The organism is Ochrobactrum sp. AN78, from assembly GCF_029909885.1.
In the GTDB taxonomy this organism is placed as follows: Bacteria; Pseudomonadota; Alphaproteobacteria; order Rhizobiales; family Rhizobiaceae; genus Brucella; species Brucella quorumnocens.
In genome coordinates, this window is sequence record NZ_JASAMU010000014.1 from 70421 (window position 1) to 88978 (window position 18558).

An 18558-nucleotide genomic window follows, 5' to 3' on the forward strand; every position below is an offset into this window, starting at 1 on the left:
CAATCAACCGGATTTTGGTTGACGCGCGGAAATGTCCACCTGTTCCGCTTGTTTTGTGCTCTCTACGAGATGGCGGGCTTCACTTTGTGAGGAACATTACTCCTATCTAAATATCAAAAAAGCGCGTGAGCATGAGCTCTAATATCAGAATTCTTATATAAGACTATACTTTAGTAGCTAACTATATTGAACTGTTTCGCTCAATTTTAAGAAGATTATACTTAGTAAAATTCAGTAAACAGGCAGAGGTATGTGTCATGAACGCCGGTCTTGAAGATGTGGTCGCAACTGAAACGGTTTTATCAGATGTCGATGGTCTTTTGGGGAAACTAGTAATTCGCGGGCGATCACTCGATAGTCTTGTACCTCACACCTGCGTCGAGGATTGCATCGAATTATTGTGGGATGGCTTTTTTGATGACTTTCCCAAGGGGGCTGAGCTTCAGCGCGCATTAGGCGAAGCACGGGTTCAGGTCTTCCATCACACCGACGCCATTGATGATGAGCTTCTTGATTTGCAGCCCATCGAAGCGGTTCGTGCGCTCATAGCAAGAATCCCAGATGGCGACGATCTTACGGCGGCACTTTATATGGTCGCCGCACCAGCAGTTTTTACACCCGCTATTATCCGTGCAAAGCGCGGCAGACAGATGGTTTCCCCGGATCCTTCACTTCCACATAGCGTCGATATTCTGCGGATGGCGAATGTCCGGATGCCTGAAGAATACGATGTTCAGGCTCTGGATAGCTATCTTGTCTCTGTTTCGGACCACGGCTTGAATGCGTCGACTTTTGCTGCGCGTGTCGTAGCGTCAACCCAAGCCGGAATGACATCTTCAATTCTTGCCGCCATTGGCGCACTGAAGGGGCCATTGCATGGCGGTGCTCCGGCTCCAGTACTTGATATGTTGGACGCTATAGGTAAAGCGGAAAATGCCAAGCAATGGTTGGAAGATGCAATATCCAGAGGTGAACGATTGATGGGATTTGGCCATCGCGTTTATCAAGTCCGTGATCCGCGTGCCGATGCCATCAAGGCAGCTCTCATGCACGTTCTAGAGAACAAGAGTAAAGATGAAAGCAGGCTAATGCTGGCTGAAGCCGTTGAAGCTGCGGCAATTTCTGCATTGGCAAGCCATAAGCCAGACCGTTCGCTTGCAACCAATGTCGAATTCTACACCGCGCTTCTTCTTGAGCAGTTGGACTTCCCACGTGAGGCTTTTACTTGCGTATTTGCCATGGGACGAGCGATGGGCTGGGCCGCGCATTGTCGCGAGCAGATAAGGGAAAACAAGCTCATTCGACCCAAATCACATTACATTGGACCAAAGCTGGAACTGGCAGTCTAATCATACCAAGGAAATAATCCGCCTTAACGATTGAAGTGGATGTTTATAGTTTCTCTCGATTCTCCCCTTAAGCGCGAAACCTGACGTTTCGCGCTTCTTTTTTCTTCGTCATATGTTTGTGACATGAATCGGGTTTTCTGCGCTCAAATCCGGGTTGCCAACAGAAGGACAACCAAATGAGCGAAGAACAGATTGAGCCAAAGCAATTCCGCACTCTGTTTATCTCGGATGTGCATCTCGGCTCCAAGGCAGCTCAAGCCGAACTTTTGCTGGATTTTCTGCGCTGCCATGAGGCGGAAACGATCTATCTGGTTGGAGACATCGTTGACGGTTGGCGCCTGCGGCGAAACTGGCATTGGCCGCAAGAACACAACGACGTCGTTCAGAAGCTTCTGCGCAAAAGCCGCAAAGGTGCAACTATTATCTACATCGCTGGCAATCACGACGAATTTCTTCGAAACTTTCAAGGCACGCATTTTGGTGGCATTGAAGTTATGAACCGCGCTATCCACGAAACTGCAGATGGCCGCAAGTTTCTTGTCATCCATGGTGATCAGTTTGATGTGGTGGTGCGCAATGCTCGCTTCATCGCTTATCTTGGTGACTGGGCTTACGATACGGCGATCTGGATCAACACAGTAATGAGCCGCGTCCGCGCCATGTTTGGATTGCGATATTGGTCATTTTCGGCCTGGGCCAAATTCCGAGTCAAAAAAGCAGTCAATTTCATCGGTAATTTTGAAAACGTTGTTTCGGAAGAAGCACAGCGCATCGGTGTCGATGGTGTCATTTGTGGCCATATTCATCATGCAACCATCGAGAAGATGAATGGTGTTGAATATATCAATACGGGCGATTGGGTCGAAAGCTGCACAGCAGTTGTCGAACATTTCGATGGCCGTATGGAGTTGCTGGAATGGACTGAACGACTTGGTCAACGACCATCGCTTCCTGTCGTGCAAGACGGCAATACCGGTAGCAGAATAATCAGACTTCCACGAGCGGCGCGCAAAGCGGTGAACGGAAGCCGATGAAGAAACTGGTCATCGTCACAGACGCCTGGCATCCGCAAGTAAATGGCGTTGTGAGAACGCTGGCGAAATGCTGTGAACTGATGGCTGAACGTGGTTACGAGGTGATTGTCGTCTCGCCACAGGATTACCGTTCGGTTCCATGCCCGACTTATCCGGAAATTCGTCTGGCAATGACAACGCCGTCGGCCTTTCGGCGAAAGCTGGCGCGTTTGAACCCTGACTATGTGCACATCGCAACAGAAGGCCCGCTCGGCTTTATGGCACGACGCGCCTGTCTTAAAATGGGTTGGAGCTTCACGACAAGTTTCCACACTCGGTTCCCAGAATATCTTCAGGACCGATTTCCAATCCCGCCAAAGTGGACTTATGCGTTTTTGCGTCGTTTCCATAATGCGGCATCGCACACACTGGTCCCAACCCAATCGATTCTGGACGATTTACAAGAACGCGGCTTTACTGGGCTGGAGCTCTGGACAAGGGGTGTTGATCGCACACTTTTTCATCCGCGCGATGATGTGACGAGAGAATTACCACAGCCAGTCTTTATCTGCGTCGGCCGTGTGGCGACTGAAAAGAACCTGCCAGCATTTCTGGAACTTGATCTGCCTGGAACGAAGCTTATCGTCGGAGACGGTCCAGCTTTAGAAGACCTCAGATCGCGTTTTCCCAAGACTGTGTTCGTTGGCAAAAAAGAGGGAAAAGATCTGGCGCGCATCTACGCATCAGCAGATGTTTTCGTATTTCCAAGCAGAACAGATACCTTCGGGCTGGTGCTCCTTGAAGCCATATCATCGGGTCTACCTGTTGCAGCATTTCCCGTGCCAGGTTCTGCCGATGTTGTCGGTGCTACCGGAGCAGGCATTCTTTCTGATGATTTGCACAAAGCTTGTCTGGAAGCGCTCGAAATGCCAGCATTTGATCCTGCAGAAGTACTGAAGCCCTTCACTTGGAAGGCCTGTGCTGACATTCTCGAAAACGTTCTCTCGTCAACAAAGAGTGTCGCACAGCCAGTGGGTAAACCAGATAATCAGCCCCAAACGGTGGCTTCCGGCGGATAAACTAGAGCGCCATCGTAATGAAGGCCAGGAACGCGATCCTGCGCCAGAAGCAGCGGACCATCAAGGTCAACAACATTGGCTTTTTGTGCGAGCAATACTGCAGGCGCCATACCGAGCGATGTGCCGACCATACAGCCAACCATGATCTGCAATCCAAGCGAAATTGCTTTCTCTCGCATGACCAATCCTTCGGTCAATCCACCGGCCTTATCCAGCTTGATATTCACAGCATCGTAGCGTTTTGCAAGGTCTTCGAGGCCTACTGACGTATGTACGCTTTCATCAGCACAGATAATCACCGGACGAGCGATGCGGCTTAGAATATCGTCATTTCCAGCGGGCAGGGGCTGTTCGATCAAAACCACGCCGGCTTTGGCTGCTGCTGCCATGTTTTCTTCGATATTCTCATCCGTCCAGCCTTCATTGGCATCAATGATGATGCGGCTATTCGGTGCAGCATTCGCAACGGCATGGATGCGCTCGATATCGTTATCGCCCCCCATCTTGACCTTAATCAGCGGATAATGAGCGACTTTAGCTGTGGAGACTGCCATTTCCCCAGGTGTTCCGAGCGACACCGTTATCGCTGTCTCAAGTGCGCGCGTTGGCGTCCCGAGCATATCAGCCACGCTTTTCCCTGACAGCTTTGCTTCCAGATCCCAAAGCGCGCAATCAACCGCATTGCGTGCGGCACCAGCTGGCATAATTGTCTGAATATCCTGCCGTGTTGCACCATTCTCGATCGCACCACGAACGGATTCAATCTGTTCACTCACGCTTTCGATCGATTCGCCATAACGGGCATAAGGAACGCACTCACCGCGTCCTAACTGGCCATCTTGGCCAATCTCGCAGACAACCACTAAGGCTTCGGTCTTGGAACCGCGAGAGATTGTGAATTTCCCGGCAATGGGATAGCGTTCATGAATGATTTTCAAGCTATTGTGCATGGATATGCCTTTTAGGACGCAGTATTTCGGTCGTGTAACGACTCGTATAAGAGGTTAGGCCATGTTGACCGACGCTGCCGACAAAGCAAGTGCTGCCGCTAATGTTGCGCCAAAGATTGATTTGGCCGAGCATGATGGCGCACGTCTTATCAGTTTGAGTGGACGCTGGATTTCGCAAAGCGTCAGCATTGTCGATAAGAAGATGCGCGAGCTTGAAAAAGTCGGTGGTTCACAAGCTGTTATAATCGATGCAACGGATGTAGCGGGGCTTGATACTGCCGGCGCATGGCTGATTGAGCGGCTACGCCAGAGACTATTGTCTCAAGAGATAGATGTTCGTCTCGAAGGTGTAAAACAGGCCTGGCTTCCTCTTATGGAAGAGGTTGGCAATTCGGTCGTTCGCACTTTGGATGTGACGCATACGAAGAAGCCGTTCTTCATCGTCTCGATGCTGGATGCTCTCGGTCGTGGCGTCGTTTCAGTCTATGAAGATTTCCTGATGGCGATGCATATTCTGGGCGCAACCATTCGTGGCGCGCAGTTGAAAGCGGGGCGCGGAACAGGCATTCCAATTCCAGCCATCGTCAAGCAGATGGACCGGATGGGGGTGGGCGCAATCCCGATCATCGTCCTCATGTCAACGATTGTGGGTGCCATTATTGCGCAGCAGGGCGCTTTCCAGCTTCGCTACTTCGGGGCTGAAATCTTTGTCGTCGATCTGGTCGGCATTCTGGTTCTGCGCGAACTCGGCGTTCTTTTGACGGCTATCATGATCGCCGGTCGATCGGGCAGTGCTATCACCGCTGAAATTGGCTCAATGAAGATGCGCGAGGAAACTGACGCGCTCACCGTTATCGGACTTAATCCAGTTGGCGTACTTGTTTTCCCACGGCTTGTCGCTCTGGTTGTGATTCTGCCGCTTCTTACAATCATTGCCGATTTGTCGGCATTGATTGGCGCTGCAGCTGTTACTTATTTCTACTCAAACATCTCGCCGGAAGCATTTATCAGCCGCTTGCATGATGCAGTCGCACTCAACACTTATTTTGCGGGCCTTATTAAAGCGCCGTTTATGGCGATGATCATCGGCATTCTTGCTTCAGTTGAAGGTATGAAAGTTGGCGGTAGCGCAGAATCACTGGGGCGCCGGGTAACGGCTTCTGTGGTGAAGTCGATCTTCGTTGTGATTGTCGTCGACGGAATGTTTGCCATGTTCTATGCGGCAATTGACTTCTAACCCCCTATTTCTACATTTTGATGGGGTCTTTCGGACACAGTCTGGAATAAAACTGAAGCGAAACTGCTTCTTGCAGTTTAGTCGCATGGTAAGCTCGGATAAAGAATATTGATGGAGACGAGTATCGATAATCAGCCGCAATCGCAGCATGCCGAGACCAACGATCAGCCTTTGCCGATCATGTCGGTGCGTGACGTTACCGTTGGTTTTGGCGGTCGCGCTCCTGTGCTCGATAATCTGTCCCTCGATATTTATAAGGGTGAAGTCCTTGGCTTCATCGGCCCGTCCGGTGCAGGTAAGTCTGTGCTGATGCGGACCATTCTGGGCCTTAACAAAAAGCAGTCAGGCCAGATTGAGATATTGGGCAACAATATCGACAAGATGACTGACGTTGAGAAAATGGCAATTGATATGCGCATGGGCGTGCTGTTTCAGCATGGTGCGCTGTTTTCTGCCCTCAACGTGCTTGAGAACATTCAGGTTCCAATGCGCGAATATCTGGACCTGTCACCAAAGCTCATGGACGAGTTGGCGCGTCTGAAAATCGATCTGGTGGGACTGAAGCCGGATACAGCAGAGAAGTTCCCGTCTGAGCTTTCTGGTGGCATGATCAAACGCGCTGCACTGGCTCGTTCGCTGGCACTCGATCCAGATATCGTTTTCCTTGATGAGCCGACATCTGGCCTCGATCCAATTGGCGCTGCAGACTTCGATGAACTGATCGCCAATCTGCGCGATACGATGGGGCTCACCGTTTACATGGTGACGCACGACCTCGACAGTCTTTTTGCGATCTGTGATCGCATCGCTGTCCTGGGTAACAAAAAAGTTTTGGTTAGTGGTTCCATTGAAGACATGCTGACTGTAGACGATCCATGGGTAAAATCCTATTTTCGAGGCAAGCGCGCACGTCAGATCGACACATCCGCGCCGAGCAGACGGCGGCCCGGCAGCCGCTTGCAGACTGGATAAGATATGGAAACGAAGGCCAATTACGTACTGGTAGGAGTTTTCACGCTGATCGTCAGCCTGCTGGCTTTCGGTTTCGTGTACTGGATCGCCCGTTTCGGTGAAGCGCGGGATTCCGTCATCCTCGATGTGCGTATTCCTGGATCCGTCACAGGCTTAAGCATTGGTAGTCAGGTCCTTTTCAACGGCATCAAAGTCGGTGACGTACGCCGACTACATCTCGACGAATCCAATCCGAGCATGGTTATCGTGCAAACCCGCGTGAATGCGACTACTCCTATTACGCGCTCAACCAAAGCGACACTTGGCTTTCAGGGACTGACTGGTCAGGCTTACATCGAACTTAACGGCGGTAGTCTGGAAGAACCGAACCTGCTTACAGAAGCAGCCAAAGAAGATACGGTTGCACGTATTGATGCCGATCCGTCAGCAGTGAACAACCTCCTCGCAACCGCTCAGGATATTTTCGCGCGTGCGAATTCCGTGCTTGGCGAGCTGGAAGGATTTGCAAAGGATGCGCGCGGACCACTGATCGATACGATCCACAACACCAAGACCTTTACAGATGCGCTTGCGAAAAATGCTGATGTGATTGACGAACTTGGTTCGAACGCGGCCAACATCAATAAGATCGTTGCCGATGCACAAGAGATGATGTCGCGCTTGAATGCGGCCTCCTCGCGTGTTGAAAGCGTTATTGCAAAAGCCGACCAGTTGCTCTCAAGTGATGATAAAGACGGTGTGGTCGCGCAGGCTAAGGCTACACTTGAATCCATTCGCCAGATGTCGAGTAATTTGGATAAGCGCATTACGCCAATCGCCAGCAACCTTGAGCGTTTTTCGGGACAGGGTCTGAGCGATGTTCAAGCGCTGATTGGTGATAGCCGCCGTGCCGTGCAGCGTGTAGAACAGGCTGTAACAGACCTCGAACGCAATCCCCAGCGTTTGCTGTTTGGTGGCCCAGGTAGTGTTCCGCAGTATAACGGAAGGACGCGTCATTAATGTCCATTACAGGTTCTGTCGTGACCAAATTTCCCCGCAATTCGATCCGGAATATTACTGCGCCCTTTCTGCTTGCAACCTTGTTGGCAGGATGCGGAACGACAACGCCGCTCGATACTTTCAGCCTGACTGCGCCACAACAGACGCAATCTGAATCCGCGAGCCGCAAGAGCCTTCAGCTTCTGGTTCCTGCACCGAGCGCGCTGAAAGCACTGGATAGCGAGAATATCGTCGTCAACACAGCACCCGGTGCGATTGAGTATCTCAAAGGCGCACAATGGGGCGACAGGCTGCCGAATCTCGTTCAGTCGCGCCTTGTTCAGGCTTATGAAAATACGGGCGTCTTTGGCGGCGTAGGACGGCCTGGCGATGGTCTGGCTATCAATTACCAGATCCTGACCGACTTGCGTGTGTTCAGCATTCAAGCCTATGGCGCGCAAAGGGCAGCGGTTGTTGAAATCGCCGTCAAGCTTATGAACGACAAGAATGGTGAAGTCCGCGCAACACGCGTCTTCCGTTCGGCTGTTCCTGTTTCAGGCACAACCAATAGCGGCTACGTAAAAGCCCTTGATGCAGCGTTCGAACGCACCGCAAGTGACATTGTGAGCTGGACGATATCCTCGCTGTAAAGCATTTCCAGCAAAAGTGCGTAGCGGTTTGCGTTCGGAAATGCGTAAAAACAAATAGTTACAGCGGTTCCAACGATTTAATCTCAACTGGGGCTGCTCTACGCTTCAAAATTTCTGGTTTTTCAAGGCAGTCCGGTCCGCTCCGGACTGCTTTTTTTATTGAGCTCCTTTGTAACCGCGTTCCCGCTAAGCGATTATTGGGCTGATCTGTTCGCCAGCCAAAAATGCGCTATGTCGCTTCAATATGAAATGCGTTGTTATGCAGCTTGCAGACGGATCAACTACCGTCCATCTCATCAAAACATCGAAGCGCTCAGAACAGCAAACAACAAAAAACGCGGCCCGAAAGCCGCGTCTTTTTGTTCATCTGACTGCGCTTAGAGCGCTTCCTACTTTGATTGAATAAGAAGAAACGCTCTAAGCATTTGTTTTTTCGCATTATCCTACACAAAACCGCTACGCACTTTTGCTGGAAATGCTCTATCGCAGGCGTCCGCTTGCGTGAGCGAGCATGGTGTAGACCTTGCCGGTATCCGACGTCAGATAAGTCTGGGTCACCATGTTGTCGCGATCGTTGCGGGCGACGTCTTCGAGCAGGCGCTGGAAGTCATCCATGTAACGGTCCACTGCACGGCGGAATTCACCATCGGTCTGGTACTTACGCTTGATATCATCAAAGGTCTGCTGACCCTTCAGCGTGTAGAGGCGACGCGTGAAGACATTGCGTTCACCGCGGCGATAGCGATCCCAAAGTTCAACCGATGCTTCATGGTCGATTGCGCGAGCAATATCCACCGAGAGCGAGTTGAGCGATTCAACCACGTGGCTTGGCGAACGTGGAGCTTGGGTCGGCTGTGCCTGTGAAGGTGCCGCAACTTCGTCTTCGCGTGATGCGCGTGCCAGAAGATCTGAAACCCAACCGCGTGGCTTTTCAGCCGATTGAGTAGGCTGAGTAGCTTTTGGAGCTTCAGCCGGGCGGGCACGAACAGCAACTTCGGCCTGTGCCGGAGTTTGGGGGCGCGGAGCCGCAGCCGGCGCCTGAACCGGGGTAGGCGCTGCACGCTGCGTCTGGACCGGACGCGAAACTGGACGATCTGCACGACTTTCACCGACGTCGACCAGACGACCCGACTTGTTGACGATCTCAGCAAGCTCCTTAAGAGCATTGATCTGCTCACCAACGGCCTTGCGCATTGCGCTCGTCGTTTCTTTGGCTTCAGCTGGCATATCAAGAACGCCGCGCTTGAGTTCTCCACGGGTCGTGTCGAGTTCGCTGCGGATTTCCGTTGCAGTGCGACGAATGTCGTCAGTCGCAGCAGAGAATCTTTGCGATGCCTGTTCAACGATTTCAGCAACGCTCTCGCGCATCTTCTCAGCCGAAGAACGTGTCTGGCCTTCAGCGCGCTGGAATGCCGAAGCAACCACGGTTTCAAACGACTGCATCAACTTCTCGATGCCTTCTGACTTTTCAACCAGGCCGGAGGCAAGCTTGTCGAGCGCCAGATGACGATCTTCAAGTGTGCCTGCGAGGCCATTCTGTGCCGAGTTGATCATGTCCGAAGCAGTGGAGAGAACCTTACCGTGCTCTTCAAAGCGCTCAGCAATGTCTGCGATCTGCGACAGCGTGCCGTCGGACAGTGCACGCAGCGTGCCGATATTGTTGTCGATGAGGCCAGTCGAAGCCTGGAACATCTGCGCTGCACGGTTGGCGTTTTCGACGAAGCTGCTTGTTGTTTCGACAAGGCGACCATCGATATTCGTCAGGTTGCGAGCGGCAGCATCGATAAGCTTGCCAAGTTCGCCATTTGAAGCGGCGAGACGGTCGATCAATTCGCTGACATTTTCCGAAAGGCCGGTCTTCGCCTGCTGAACAGCTGCAATGGTTTCTGCCGTACGGTTGGCCAATGCGTTAACGAGCGCAGCATTTTCAGCACGCAGACGATCAGTGGCTGCGTGAGTTGCTTCTTCCAGCTGTTCTGCCAGTCCGCGACCACTATCTGCCAGACGCTGCACGAGAGGCTCAGCAGTATCGTTGAGGATCTGCGTGATTTCCTGCGAGCGGGCCGCAAGAACTGCATTGAGTTCACGCGTGCGCTCTTCAAGCGTTACAGCCGTGGTGTCTGTTACCTGAGCGATGCGTGCTTCAACGGAACCAAGTTCCATCGTGATACGCGAACCAATGTCACCAAGGCGGGTTGCAATGGCATCTGCACGTTCAGCAAGACGTGCTTCTGTGCCGGACAGGTTCTCAGTAACGCTCGACGAGAAGGCTTCGCTGTGACCGGCCAGCGTTTCACTGGTTTTGGTCGCAGTATCAGCGATACGAGCTTCAATTGCCGACAATTCACCGGTGAGGCGGTTTTCGATAGCTTCAAGGCCACCAGCAATCGCGCTCGCACGTTCTGCAAGACGCGCTTCCGTACCAGCGAGATTATCAACAACGCTTGCCGAGAATGCCTCGCTATGACCAGCCAGTGTTTCGCCAGTCTTGGTCGCAGTGTAGGCAATGCGGGCTTCGATTGCCGACAGTTCGCCGGTGAGGCGGCTTTCGATTGCTTCAAGTCCACCAGCAATTGCGCTTGCACGTTCGTTCAGGCGGGCTTCTGTTCCGGCCAGATTGTCGGCGACGCTTGCAGCAAATGCTTCGCTATGACCTGCGAGGGTTTCGCTCGTCTTGCTTGCTGTGTCAGCAATGCTGCTTTCAATCTGTGCCAGACGCGATGCAATTGCATTTGCACGCTCACCAAGGCGTTCCTCAGTAGCTGCGAGGTTGGTGGTGAGATCGGCGCTGAAGCTCTGACCAAAACCGTCGAGCGATTCACCGGCCTTGGCCGCTTCTGCGGACAGAATGCTTGCAGCTTCCGTGATTTTCTCACGCAGCGAGCCAGCAACGACACCTGCACTCTGTTCAAGTGCGCGTCGAACATTATCGACGCCGATGGTGAGCGCCTTTTCCATTGTCTGGGTGCGTTCTTCGATAATGCCAGTCTGGCCTTCGAATGCGCGGGTGATTACATCACTGCTGTTTTCAATCGCATTGTGCAGGTTTGCAGTACGCTGCGAAAGAATATCGCCGTGATCCTGAAGTGTTTGGCTGAGCGAAGCGGTGCTGTCAGTCAGTGTTTCACGGATTGCAGCTGTACGACCTTCAATAGTCTGCTCATGTCCATCAAGAATGTGGGCTAGGGCGTTGTTATGATCGTTCAGAACTGAACGGAGGCCGCTTGTACGTTCCTCGACACGTTGAACGTGATCAGTGAATGTCGCTTCGAATGCATCACGGCTTGCGCCGATCGTGTCGCTGATTGCCTGCGAACGTTCGTCGAAGACGCGTGCCAGTTCCTGCTGATTATCAGCGATAAGCGCGGTCAAAGTGTTCACGCGCTCATCGAATGTACGCGCCAGAACTTCGCGATTTTCGTTGAAGTTATCGCGCAGTGCGGTCGTACGTTCATCCATCAGCTGAGCAAGCATTGCCTGATTTCCAGCAATGACGCTGTGCAAGGAAGCAGCGCGTTCGTCCAGCGAGCGGGCGTGATCAGCAAAGGTGGCATCAAGGCGCGAGGCGTTGTTAGCCATCTCTTCCTGCAGAATGCTGGTTCTGTCAGCAAGGATTGCTGCATGCTGTTCGGCGGCAGAATTGAGAGCCGAAGAGCTGTTGTTGATTGCGTTTTCGATGTCGGTTGTGCGTGCAGAGAGCGTATCGGCATGACCACGGATGACCGCGGAAACGCGCTCTGTTTCACCTTCAAGCGAAGAAGCCAGAATATCGCGGCTTTCAGCGAGCTTGCCTGCGAAGGACGAAGCCTTCTCATTGAGAATATTGCCCACGCTTTCGCTGATCGAAGTCAGATCATCGCTGATCTTCGTCTTCGTTTCATCGATCATGGTGCTGAAGGCAGTACGGCCACCGGAGAAGGTTTCTGCAATCTCACGGGTGCGAGCAATGAGGTTTTCATTGATCTGGCGCGAACGGGTTTCGAGAGCTGCATTCAGCTTTTCGGTGCTGCTGTCGAGCGCATGAGCGCGTGTTTCGAACTCGGTCAGCAGCGAACGGCCACGCTCATTGAGCGTCGTGTCGAGCTGCATCAGACGTGCATCGAATTCGCTGACCATCGACTGGGTAGCACCGCCGAGCAGGGTAGCAATGCCAGCGGTACGCTCATCGAGAGCAGAGCTTACACGTTCCGAAATGTCACGTGACTGCTGATCGAGCGTTGCGATACGGGTGTCGAGTTCGTTTGCAAAAGCTTCACCTGAAGTGGTGATGCGTGTCGCAATATCACCGGTACGCTTTTCAATCGCCTCAGCAATTGCGCCACCGCTTTCATTGATGCTGCCGATGAGACGTTCACCAGAATCACCGAGAAGCGAGCTAAGCTGCTCAGAGGCCGAGACAACATTGTCGCGTATGATATTGGCTGCACTCGACAATTCTTCTTTCAGCTGCTCATGAGCACCTGTGATCGAAGAACGAACGCGCTCAGCATGGCTGACTACGGCTTCGCGCTCATTGCCAAGATCGCTGACGAGCGAACGGATACGGACTTCGTTGTCGCTGTATGCACGTTCAAGCTGATTAACCTCGGACTGAACAAGCGTCTCAAGTTCAACAGCGCGTGCGAGTGTGCGCTCGATCCCTTCGTTCATCGCAGCAACTTCACGGCGAACAGCCTGGCTCAGTGTGGATACACGATCACCAGCAGCGGCTTCTGGCTGCAGAAGCTTAAGAGCTGCTTCCGACATGCTGCGCGCTGCGACATGCATCTCCTGCGCACGGCGGACGAGATGTGCAAATCCCCAGAACATAACGATAGGCAATACTGTGCCAGCAGTTACGCCAATACCGGCGGGGGATGTGAAGAAATCTTTGGTTGCCTGAAAGCTGGAGAAGACATCAGGGCTGATTGCCTTGCTAATCGCAACGCCACCTGCGGCCCAGAGCACGCTCATGGCCGTCGTTGTCCAATAGAGCTTGGAAGAACGTTCCGTTACACGGCGCGGTGCGGCGGCAACAGCTCTGCCGTTGCGGGAATCATCATTGGCAGGCGTGAGGGCAGCCGCAGGCGTGGCGGCTACGACCGCTGGAGATGGCGTTACAGGCTTTGGCGCGGCTTCCTGAACTGCTGGCTTGGCTTTGTTGGCTGGCTTCGGCGCAACGTTAGCAGCTTCAGGCGAGGCGGATGGGAATGCAGCATTGACAACTGGAGGCACGGGCGGTGCAGCAGGGCTTGCAATGACGGAAACGGTAGCAATCGTTTCGGCCTTTGCCGTTCCTTCTGTCGTAATGTCTACGGGAGAGACTTTCGCAGCATCGACCACTTTCGTGTTCTGCTCTGCAACCAATTCTTCGGCCGCACGCGAAATCTGCTCTTCCAGGTCATCGACTGAAAATTCTTCGCCAATCGCACTCAGGTCCATATCAATGTCGAAATCGTCACCGAAATCGATATCGAGTGCCTGTTCAAGTGCCTGTTCGACCTCATGGTCGAGCTTTTGCGCCTTGGATTTAGAAGCCATAGCCTTGCCTACCTCGTACTCATTACTGCGACGGCCGGATCATTATAGAGCCGTTACAAAACTTATTCCGCCATTTTTCATCGTATCGGCTCGGGCTTGTTAAGGAAATAGGCACCCGCGCCTGATGTCTAAAACTTTAAATACAAGGTTAACAAAAAAGGGAAGACTTGCAAAAAATGCCGGATTTCCGGTGTTTTGACATTAACGATCATTCTGTGGAAATCAAACCGATGCGATAAAGCACCTTAACTCATCTCCGCTAAATCGTTAACAAAAATACGCGCTAAAGGAGAGCTGTTACTATTATTCTACCGATGGTTTGATTCATAAGGCGAGAAATCTGCACAGCGTTCAAACGCACTGTTCCACGAGCCACACTAATGCTTATTGAGCCCGCACCACAAGGGTACATCAGCAAATACTTATATTTGCAGATCAAAACTTGCTGGGAAACAATGGCATATTGGCGCAGTTATCTGCCGAATATGCTCCGGTGGTTGAAACTGCGCGCATAAGGCCGTATTTGCCTCTTCAAGATATCAATCGCGCCGGGAAGGCGTGTGCAGGAACTTAAAATGACAAAAATTGTATTCGTATCCGCTGATGGCGCTTCGCGCACCGAAGTTGAAGCTGACAACGGATCGAGCGTAATGGAAGCTGCAATTCGCAACGGCATTCCTGGCATTGATGCTGAATGCGGCGGCGCGTGCGCCTGCGCGACTTGCCATGTCTATGTCGATGAAGACTGGACTGAGATCGTCGGCGGTCCGGATGCGATGGAAGAGGACATGCTGGATTTCGCTTATGAACCGCAGCCTAACTCGCGCCTTTCTTGCCAGATCCGCGTGACGGATAAGATTGACGGCCTCGTCGTTCAAGTTCCGGAACGTCAGAATTAATATTTTAAAGTAGAGTGGTGACATGTAAGGAGCGTCGATGGTAGCCGAACGTCAGTCTGACATCGCAATCATCGGCGCCGGACCTGTCGCCCTTTTCTCTGTCTTCCAGCTCGGGTTGTTCGGTTTCAAATGTCGGCTGTTTGATTCCATGAGCCGGGCGGGTGGCCAGTGCACAGCACTTTATGCTGACAAGCCCATCTTTGATATTCCGGCTTTCCCTGAAATTATGAGTGACGAGTTGGTTGATCGTCTGCTTAAGCAGATCGAGCCCTATCATCCTGACTTTGAATTTAGTCAGCTGATCTCAGACATCACCGCTGGTGAGCAGGGCGTTCAGCTTACGACCGCCACTGGCATCACCTTCAATGCCAAAGCCCTGGTAATCGCTTCAGGGCTCGGCGCTTTGACATCTGCTGGTCAGATCGTGCGCCCCGATCCATTGGCTGCGACTGGCGCTATGGATTCTGTTGAGCGGTTTGGAAACGCAATCGTCGTCAGTTCCGAGACGTTTCGCACATCGCAACGGAAAATTTACGCTATTGGAGACGTTTGTCATTATCCGGGAAAGCTGAAACTCATACTTTCCGGTTTTCACGAGGCCGCCCTGATGACCCAAGCCATCAGGCGCGAATTTCAGCAAGCCAGATAAGCTTCAGATTCTACTGGACCATTTTTTCGAGTTTATAGGTCAGCAGGCGTTCAAAGCGACGTTCAAAATTGATCGTTTCGACGCGGTCGAACCGTTCTTGCGCCTTATCATGCGCTGCCATCAGGCGTTCCGTCACCTTATCAATGTCCGCACGCAAGGTTGCGCAATCTGTACGACTACGCAATGAGCGTATCTGACGTTCCATATCACTGGCGTGACTACGGGCAATCACGATATGGCTTTCTTCGTGGCGTCGGATATCCTGATACAACGTATCCCAGATCAGCGCGAGCTCAGGAGAGGCTTTTCGGCGTTGCTTCCAGCGTGGCAACATGACCTTTGCATGGACATTCACATAAACGCCCTGAACTTTGCACGCGCGATCACCGGAAGCCCGACCATAACGCACCTTGGCGTCGAAGCGGATTTCAGCTGCACCTGGATGATGCTGACCAGTTTTCTTGAGAAACGGGCCGCTGCGTGACAATGCCTTGTCGAGATCCTCGGCAGTCTTTCCGTTGACATTGTAATAGCTGAACGTTCGGAAAATGGATGCGGCTTCAGCATGCGGGGCAACAACAGCAAGCGTTAACCCCAGAGCCAGAACCCGTTTTTTCAAAGACATGTTCCGGCACCTCTTCATAAAACCAGAAAGAAACTCGTAAATTCATTGATGAGCAACATGGCATGCAATCGTCAAGAGAACTATAACGCCCCTCACAAAATGACATAGTGCCTGTTTGACTGCATTAAAGCATTTCCAGCAAAATCGGGAACCGGTTTTGCGTATGGAATGGAAATGCTTAAAAATAAACAGTTTGAGCGGTTCCAACGATTCAATTTTAACTCGAACCGCTCTAAGTTCTAAAAAAGACAATTGGAATATCCGTCAATGATGAAACAATGGCAACTTGCCCATGGTCGTAACCTCCAATTGGGTGCAAAATCTGTCGTTATGGGTATTCTCAACGTTACACCGGATTCCTTTTCCGATGGCGGTCGCCATAACGATCTCGATAAAGCCTTAGCGGTTGCCGAAACAATGCTCGCAGATGGGGCAACGATTATCGATGTTGGTGGTGAATCGACACGGCCGGGCAGCGCTGCAGTTGATGCTGAAACTGAGGCAGCGCGCGTTGTGCCGGTTATTCAAGCGATTGCCCAGCGTTTAGGCTGCATCGTTTCAATTGATACTTATCGCGCCTCAACCGCACGACGTGCAGTGGAAGCGGGCGCGCATATCGTCAATGACGTGTGGGGGCTGCAACGTGAACCTGAAATTGCAGAAATTGCGAAAGAGACAGGCGCGGGACTGGTCATCATGCACACCAGTCGCGATAGAAACACCGATCCTGACGTAATTGCCGATCAATTTGCATTTTTAGATGTATCGCTCGAGATCGCGGGCAGGGCAGGCATTGAAGCCTCCCGTATCGTTCTTGATCCGGGTTTTGGTTTCGGCAAAGACAAGGACGAAGACATTGCGCTGATGGCACGCATGGAGGAGTTGCAACGGTTCGGCTATCCTTTGCTTGTCGGCACCTCGCGCAAGCGCTTCATCGGTGCAATTACTGAACAGGCCGATCCCATGATGCGCGACGTTGGAACTGCTGCAACATCAGTTGCAATGCGTTTGGCGGGAGCCGACATCTTCCGTGTTCACAATGTCGCTTTTAATAGGGACGCACTTGCAGTTGCCGATGCTATCCTGCAAAGCAAAGCAAATTCAAAATAGGAAACATGGCCGTGTACACCATCCGTATCATGAATTGCGCGTTCTTCGCGCACCACGGCGTCTTTGACGAGGAACATAAACTCGGCCAGCGTTTCTATGTCGATGCGATACTGGACGTCGATCCTGGCGCCTCGCTGGACAATGACGATATTGAAGGCACAGTCCATTACGGGATCGCTTTTACTGTCATTCAAGACATCATCACCGGTCGTCAGCGTTATCTCATCGAAACGCTTGCACTTGATGTCGGTAAGGCACTGGTCGCGCGTTTTCCGCAGATCAAGCGCGCTGAAATCACTGTTCGCAAGCCGAATGCCCCGGTTCCGGGCGTTCTGGACCATGTGGAAGTAACAGTGGTTTATCCGCACTGATGAGTAATGCCGTCATCTATCACGCTTGGCCCTATCGCGCTTGGATTGGACTAGGCGGTAATATCGATGATCCAGTCGCTTCCATGGCCAAGGCGTTGAAACTGCTTGAAGCTCGTGCAGACACGAAGGTCGTCGCTGTTTCAAATGTCTATCGCACGCCGCCATGGGGTAAGACCGATCAAGCCTGGTTTCACAATGCCTGCGCAGAGATCGAAACCGCACTTGAACCATTAAAGCTTATTGAGACATGTCTCGACGTTGAACGTTCGCTTAAACGGGTGCGGTTAGAGCGTTGGGGACCACGCATTATCGACATTGATATTCTTGCTATGGAAAAGTCAGGTGAGGCGGTCATCATGAATGAACCGGCACTTGAGTTACCGCATCCGCGTATTCAGGAACGCGCATTCGTCCTCGTACCACTCAACGATATTGCACCAGCACTTAAGATTGCAGGCAAAAGAGTTTCTGAGTGGGAAATTGCGTGCGCCAGCTCTGAAATAGAAAAAGCCCGCACTGATGCGGGCTGGTGGATTGAATAAATATATAATCGGGACTGATTAGTTTTTGGCAATACTGCCAACAGCGATGTTATCGATGCGCTTGAGGCTCATCCCGATCACTGGAACCAATTCCTTGTCAACGCGAACCGAAACCGTGACGTTCATGGTGTTTTTATCGGCAACGCGCGCGAGCATTGCACCATTCAGTTCCTTGCGGTTTAAGCCAAGAACCACTTTGTTTCCCGTCACGGAACCTGACGTTACATTCAGGCCCTTGCCTTCTGCGCCGTCATTAAACTTCCCGGAATAGCTGGTGCCAACGCGCGTGACCGTCGCCTTCATCGGCTGAGAGAAAACACCCACCCGGCAGGAGCCATCCAACGTCATACCGACTGCGTCGTTAGGCGTTGTGCCTGCCAGCGAGCATACAAACTTGGTGCCCTTGTATTTTCCGGCGACAATTTCACCCGGACCGGACCATTGGCCCTCAATCGTCTGGAAAAACTGTTCATCCTTATCTGCGGCCAGAGCTGGCGCAGCAAAAAACGATGCGGGCAGTAGCGTGAGGCATGCAGCGATGTAGTTTTTCATATTCAGCTCTGTCCCGGAATCTCGACCCTAAGGCACCATTCCAATAATTTATCTGTAAACAC

The 18558-nt window shown here is 52.1% G+C and carries 15 protein-coding genes and 1 pseudogene; 12 read left to right on the forward strand and 4 right to left on the reverse strand.

Annotated elements, in window-relative coordinates; all coding sequences use genetic code 11:
- Positions 1-257: 257 nt before the first annotated feature.
- The 3 genes from QBD00_RS20470 (at position 258) to QBD00_RS20480 (ending at position 3441) form a co-directional block, all read left to right on the forward strand.
- Positions 258-1349 carry a citrate synthase/methylcitrate synthase gene (locus QBD00_RS20470; RefSeq protein ID WP_318580404.1) on the forward strand — a complete coding sequence of 364 codons (1092 nt, stop codon included), beginning with the start codon at positions 258-260 and terminating at the stop codon, positions 1347-1349.
- Between the two features lie 176 nt (positions 1350-1525).
- On the forward strand, positions 1526-2383 hold the full coding sequence (locus tag QBD00_RS20475; RefSeq protein ID WP_095446639.1) for a UDP-2,3-diacylglucosamine diphosphatase: 858 nt from the start codon (positions 1526-1528) through the stop codon (positions 2381-2383).
- Complete coding sequence (locus QBD00_RS20480) at positions 2380-3441, forward strand: glycosyltransferase family 4 protein (RefSeq protein ID WP_151094885.1); 1062 nt, start codon at positions 2380-2382, stop codon at positions 3439-3441. Before QBD00_RS20475 ends, QBD00_RS20480 begins: the two co-directional genes overlap by 4 nt.
- On the opposite strand, the gene dgcA is transcribed toward QBD00_RS20480, so the two are convergent.
- On the reverse strand, positions 3411-4391 hold the full coding sequence (gene dgcA, locus QBD00_RS20485; protein WP_318580405.1) for an N-acetyl-D-Glu racemase DgcA: 981 nt from the start codon (positions 4389-4391) through the stop codon (positions 3411-3413). The two genes, QBD00_RS20480 and dgcA, sit on opposite strands and share 31 nt — an antisense overlap.
- A 61-nt stretch (positions 4392-4452) precedes the next feature.
- On the opposite strand from dgcA, the gene QBD00_RS20490 reads away from it, so the two are divergent.
- The 4 genes from QBD00_RS20490 to QBD00_RS20505 all read left to right on the forward strand — a co-directional run bounded on the left by QBD00_RS20490 (position 4453) and on the right by QBD00_RS20505 (position 8228).
- Positions 4453-5628, forward strand: a complete 1176-nt coding sequence (locus tag QBD00_RS20490; protein ID WP_318580406.1) for an ABC transporter permease — start codon at positions 4453-4455, stop codon at positions 5626-5628.
- Positions 5629-5739: 111 nt separating this feature from the next.
- The gene (locus QBD00_RS20495) at positions 5740-6600 is read left to right on the forward strand and encodes an ABC transporter ATP-binding protein (protein WP_318580407.1); all 861 of its coding nucleotides are present in this window, start codon (positions 5740-5742) and stop codon (positions 6598-6600) included.
- A 3-nt stretch (positions 6601-6603) separates the two neighbouring features.
- Positions 6604-7599, forward strand: coding sequence for an MlaD family protein (locus QBD00_RS20500; RefSeq protein WP_318580408.1), 996 nt, complete (start codon positions 6604-6606; stop codon positions 7597-7599).
- A complete protein-coding gene (locus QBD00_RS20505; protein ID WP_318580409.1) occupies positions 7599-8228 on the forward strand; it encodes an ABC-type transport auxiliary lipoprotein family protein in 630 nt (209 codons plus the stop codon). The genes QBD00_RS20500 and QBD00_RS20505 overlap by 1 nt, the downstream gene beginning before the upstream one ends.
- Before the next feature lie 576 nt (positions 8229-8804).
- Here the strand turns inward: QBD00_RS20505 and QBD00_RS20510 are convergent.
- Positions 8805-13748: pseudogene (locus QBD00_RS20510) on the reverse strand (hypothetical protein); the annotation flags it as partial.
- Positions 13749-14323: 575 nt separating this feature from the next.
- On the opposite strand from QBD00_RS20510, the gene QBD00_RS20515 reads away from it, so the two are divergent.
- Both QBD00_RS20515 and QBD00_RS20520 read left to right on the forward strand, forming a co-directional pair.
- Positions 14324-14647: a 2Fe-2S iron-sulfur cluster-binding protein gene (locus QBD00_RS20515; protein WP_318580410.1), complete on the forward strand. Its 324-nt coding sequence runs from the start codon at positions 14324-14326 to the stop codon at positions 14645-14647.
- A 37-nt stretch (positions 14648-14684) separates the two neighbouring features.
- A complete protein-coding gene (locus QBD00_RS20520; protein WP_318580411.1) occupies positions 14685-15296 on the forward strand; it encodes an NAD(P)/FAD-dependent oxidoreductase in 612 nt (203 codons plus the stop codon).
- Between the two features lie 10 nt (positions 15297-15306).
- Here the strand turns inward: QBD00_RS20520 and QBD00_RS20525 are convergent, their stop codons facing one another.
- Positions 15307-15921, reverse strand: coding sequence for a DUF922 domain-containing Zn-dependent protease (locus QBD00_RS20525; protein ID WP_318580412.1), 615 nt, complete (start codon positions 15919-15921; stop codon positions 15307-15309).
- A 267-nt stretch (positions 15922-16188) separates the two neighbouring features.
- Between QBD00_RS20525 and folP the strand changes: the two genes are divergently transcribed.
- From folP to folK, 3 genes are read left to right on the forward strand one after another with little or no spacing between them, the layout of a single operon-like run.
- Positions 16189-17031 carry a dihydropteroate synthase gene (gene folP / locus QBD00_RS20530; protein WP_318580413.1) on the forward strand — a complete coding sequence of 281 codons (843 nt, stop codon included), beginning with the start codon at positions 16189-16191 and terminating at the stop codon, positions 17029-17031.
- 11 nt (positions 17032-17042) lie between these two features.
- Positions 17043-17402 (forward strand): dihydroneopterin aldolase, encoded by a 360-nt coding sequence (folB, locus tag QBD00_RS20535; protein ID WP_318580428.1) that lies wholly within the window; start codon positions 17043-17045, stop codon positions 17400-17402.
- Positions 17402-17944 (forward strand): 2-amino-4-hydroxy-6-hydroxymethyldihydropteridine diphosphokinase, encoded by a 543-nt coding sequence (gene folK / locus QBD00_RS20540; RefSeq protein ID WP_151094872.1) that lies wholly within the window; start codon positions 17402-17404, stop codon positions 17942-17944. Before folB ends, folK begins: the two co-directional genes overlap by 1 nt.
- Positions 17945-17962: 18 nt before the next feature.
- Here folK and QBD00_RS20545 read toward each other — a convergent pair whose 3' ends face one another.
- Positions 17963-18496, reverse strand: coding sequence for a hypothetical protein (locus QBD00_RS20545; RefSeq protein WP_095446650.1), 534 nt, complete (start codon positions 18494-18496; stop codon positions 17963-17965).
- Positions 18497-18558: the final 62 nt, after the last annotated feature.

What these genes read in the sequence shown, in the direction of transcription:
- QBD00_RS20520 (WP_318580411.1), top strand. Translation starts at nt 14,685, where the DNA reads ATGGTAGCCGAACGTCAGTCTGACATCGCAATCATCGGCGCCGGACCT.
- QBD00_RS20500 (WP_318580408.1), top strand. Translation starts at nt 6,604, where the DNA reads ATGGAAACGAAGGCCAATTACGTACTGGTAGGAGTTTTCACGCTGATC.
- QBD00_RS20545 (WP_095446650.1), bottom strand. Translation starts at nt 18,496, where the DNA reads ATGAAAAACTACATCGCTGCATGCCTCACGCTACTGCCCGCATCGTTT.
- QBD00_RS20505 (WP_318580409.1), top strand. Translation starts at nt 7,599, where the DNA reads ATGTCCATTACAGGTTCTGTCGTGACCAAATTTCCCCGCAATTCGATC.
- dgcA (WP_318580405.1), bottom strand. Translation starts at nt 4,391, where the DNA reads ATGCACAATAGCTTGAAAATCATTCATGAACGCTATCCCATTGCCGGG.
- QBD00_RS20515 (WP_318580410.1), top strand. Translation starts at nt 14,324, where the DNA reads ATGACAAAAATTGTATTCGTATCCGCTGATGGCGCTTCGCGCACCGAA.
- QBD00_RS20475 (WP_095446639.1), top strand. Translation starts at nt 1,526, where the DNA reads ATGAGCGAAGAACAGATTGAGCCAAAGCAATTCCGCACTCTGTTTATC.
- QBD00_RS20525 (WP_318580412.1), bottom strand. Translation starts at nt 15,921, where the DNA reads ATGTCTTTGAAAAAACGGGTTCTGGCTCTGGGGTTAACGCTTGCTGTT.
- QBD00_RS20470 (WP_318580404.1), top strand. Translation starts at nt 258, where the DNA reads ATGAACGCCGGTCTTGAAGATGTGGTCGCAACTGAAACGGTTTTATCA.
- folP (WP_318580413.1), top strand. Translation starts at nt 16,189, where the DNA reads ATGATGAAACAATGGCAACTTGCCCATGGTCGTAACCTCCAATTGGGT.
- QBD00_RS20480 (WP_151094885.1), top strand. Translation starts at nt 2,380, where the DNA reads ATGAAGAAACTGGTCATCGTCACAGACGCCTGGCATCCGCAAGTAAAT.
- QBD00_RS20495 (WP_318580407.1), top strand. Translation starts at nt 5,740, where the DNA reads ATGGAGACGAGTATCGATAATCAGCCGCAATCGCAGCATGCCGAGACC.
- folK (WP_151094872.1), top strand. Translation starts at nt 17,402, where the DNA reads ATGAGTAATGCCGTCATCTATCACGCTTGGCCCTATCGCGCTTGGATT.
- QBD00_RS20490 (WP_318580406.1), top strand. Translation starts at nt 4,453, where the DNA reads ATGTTGACCGACGCTGCCGACAAAGCAAGTGCTGCCGCTAATGTTGCG.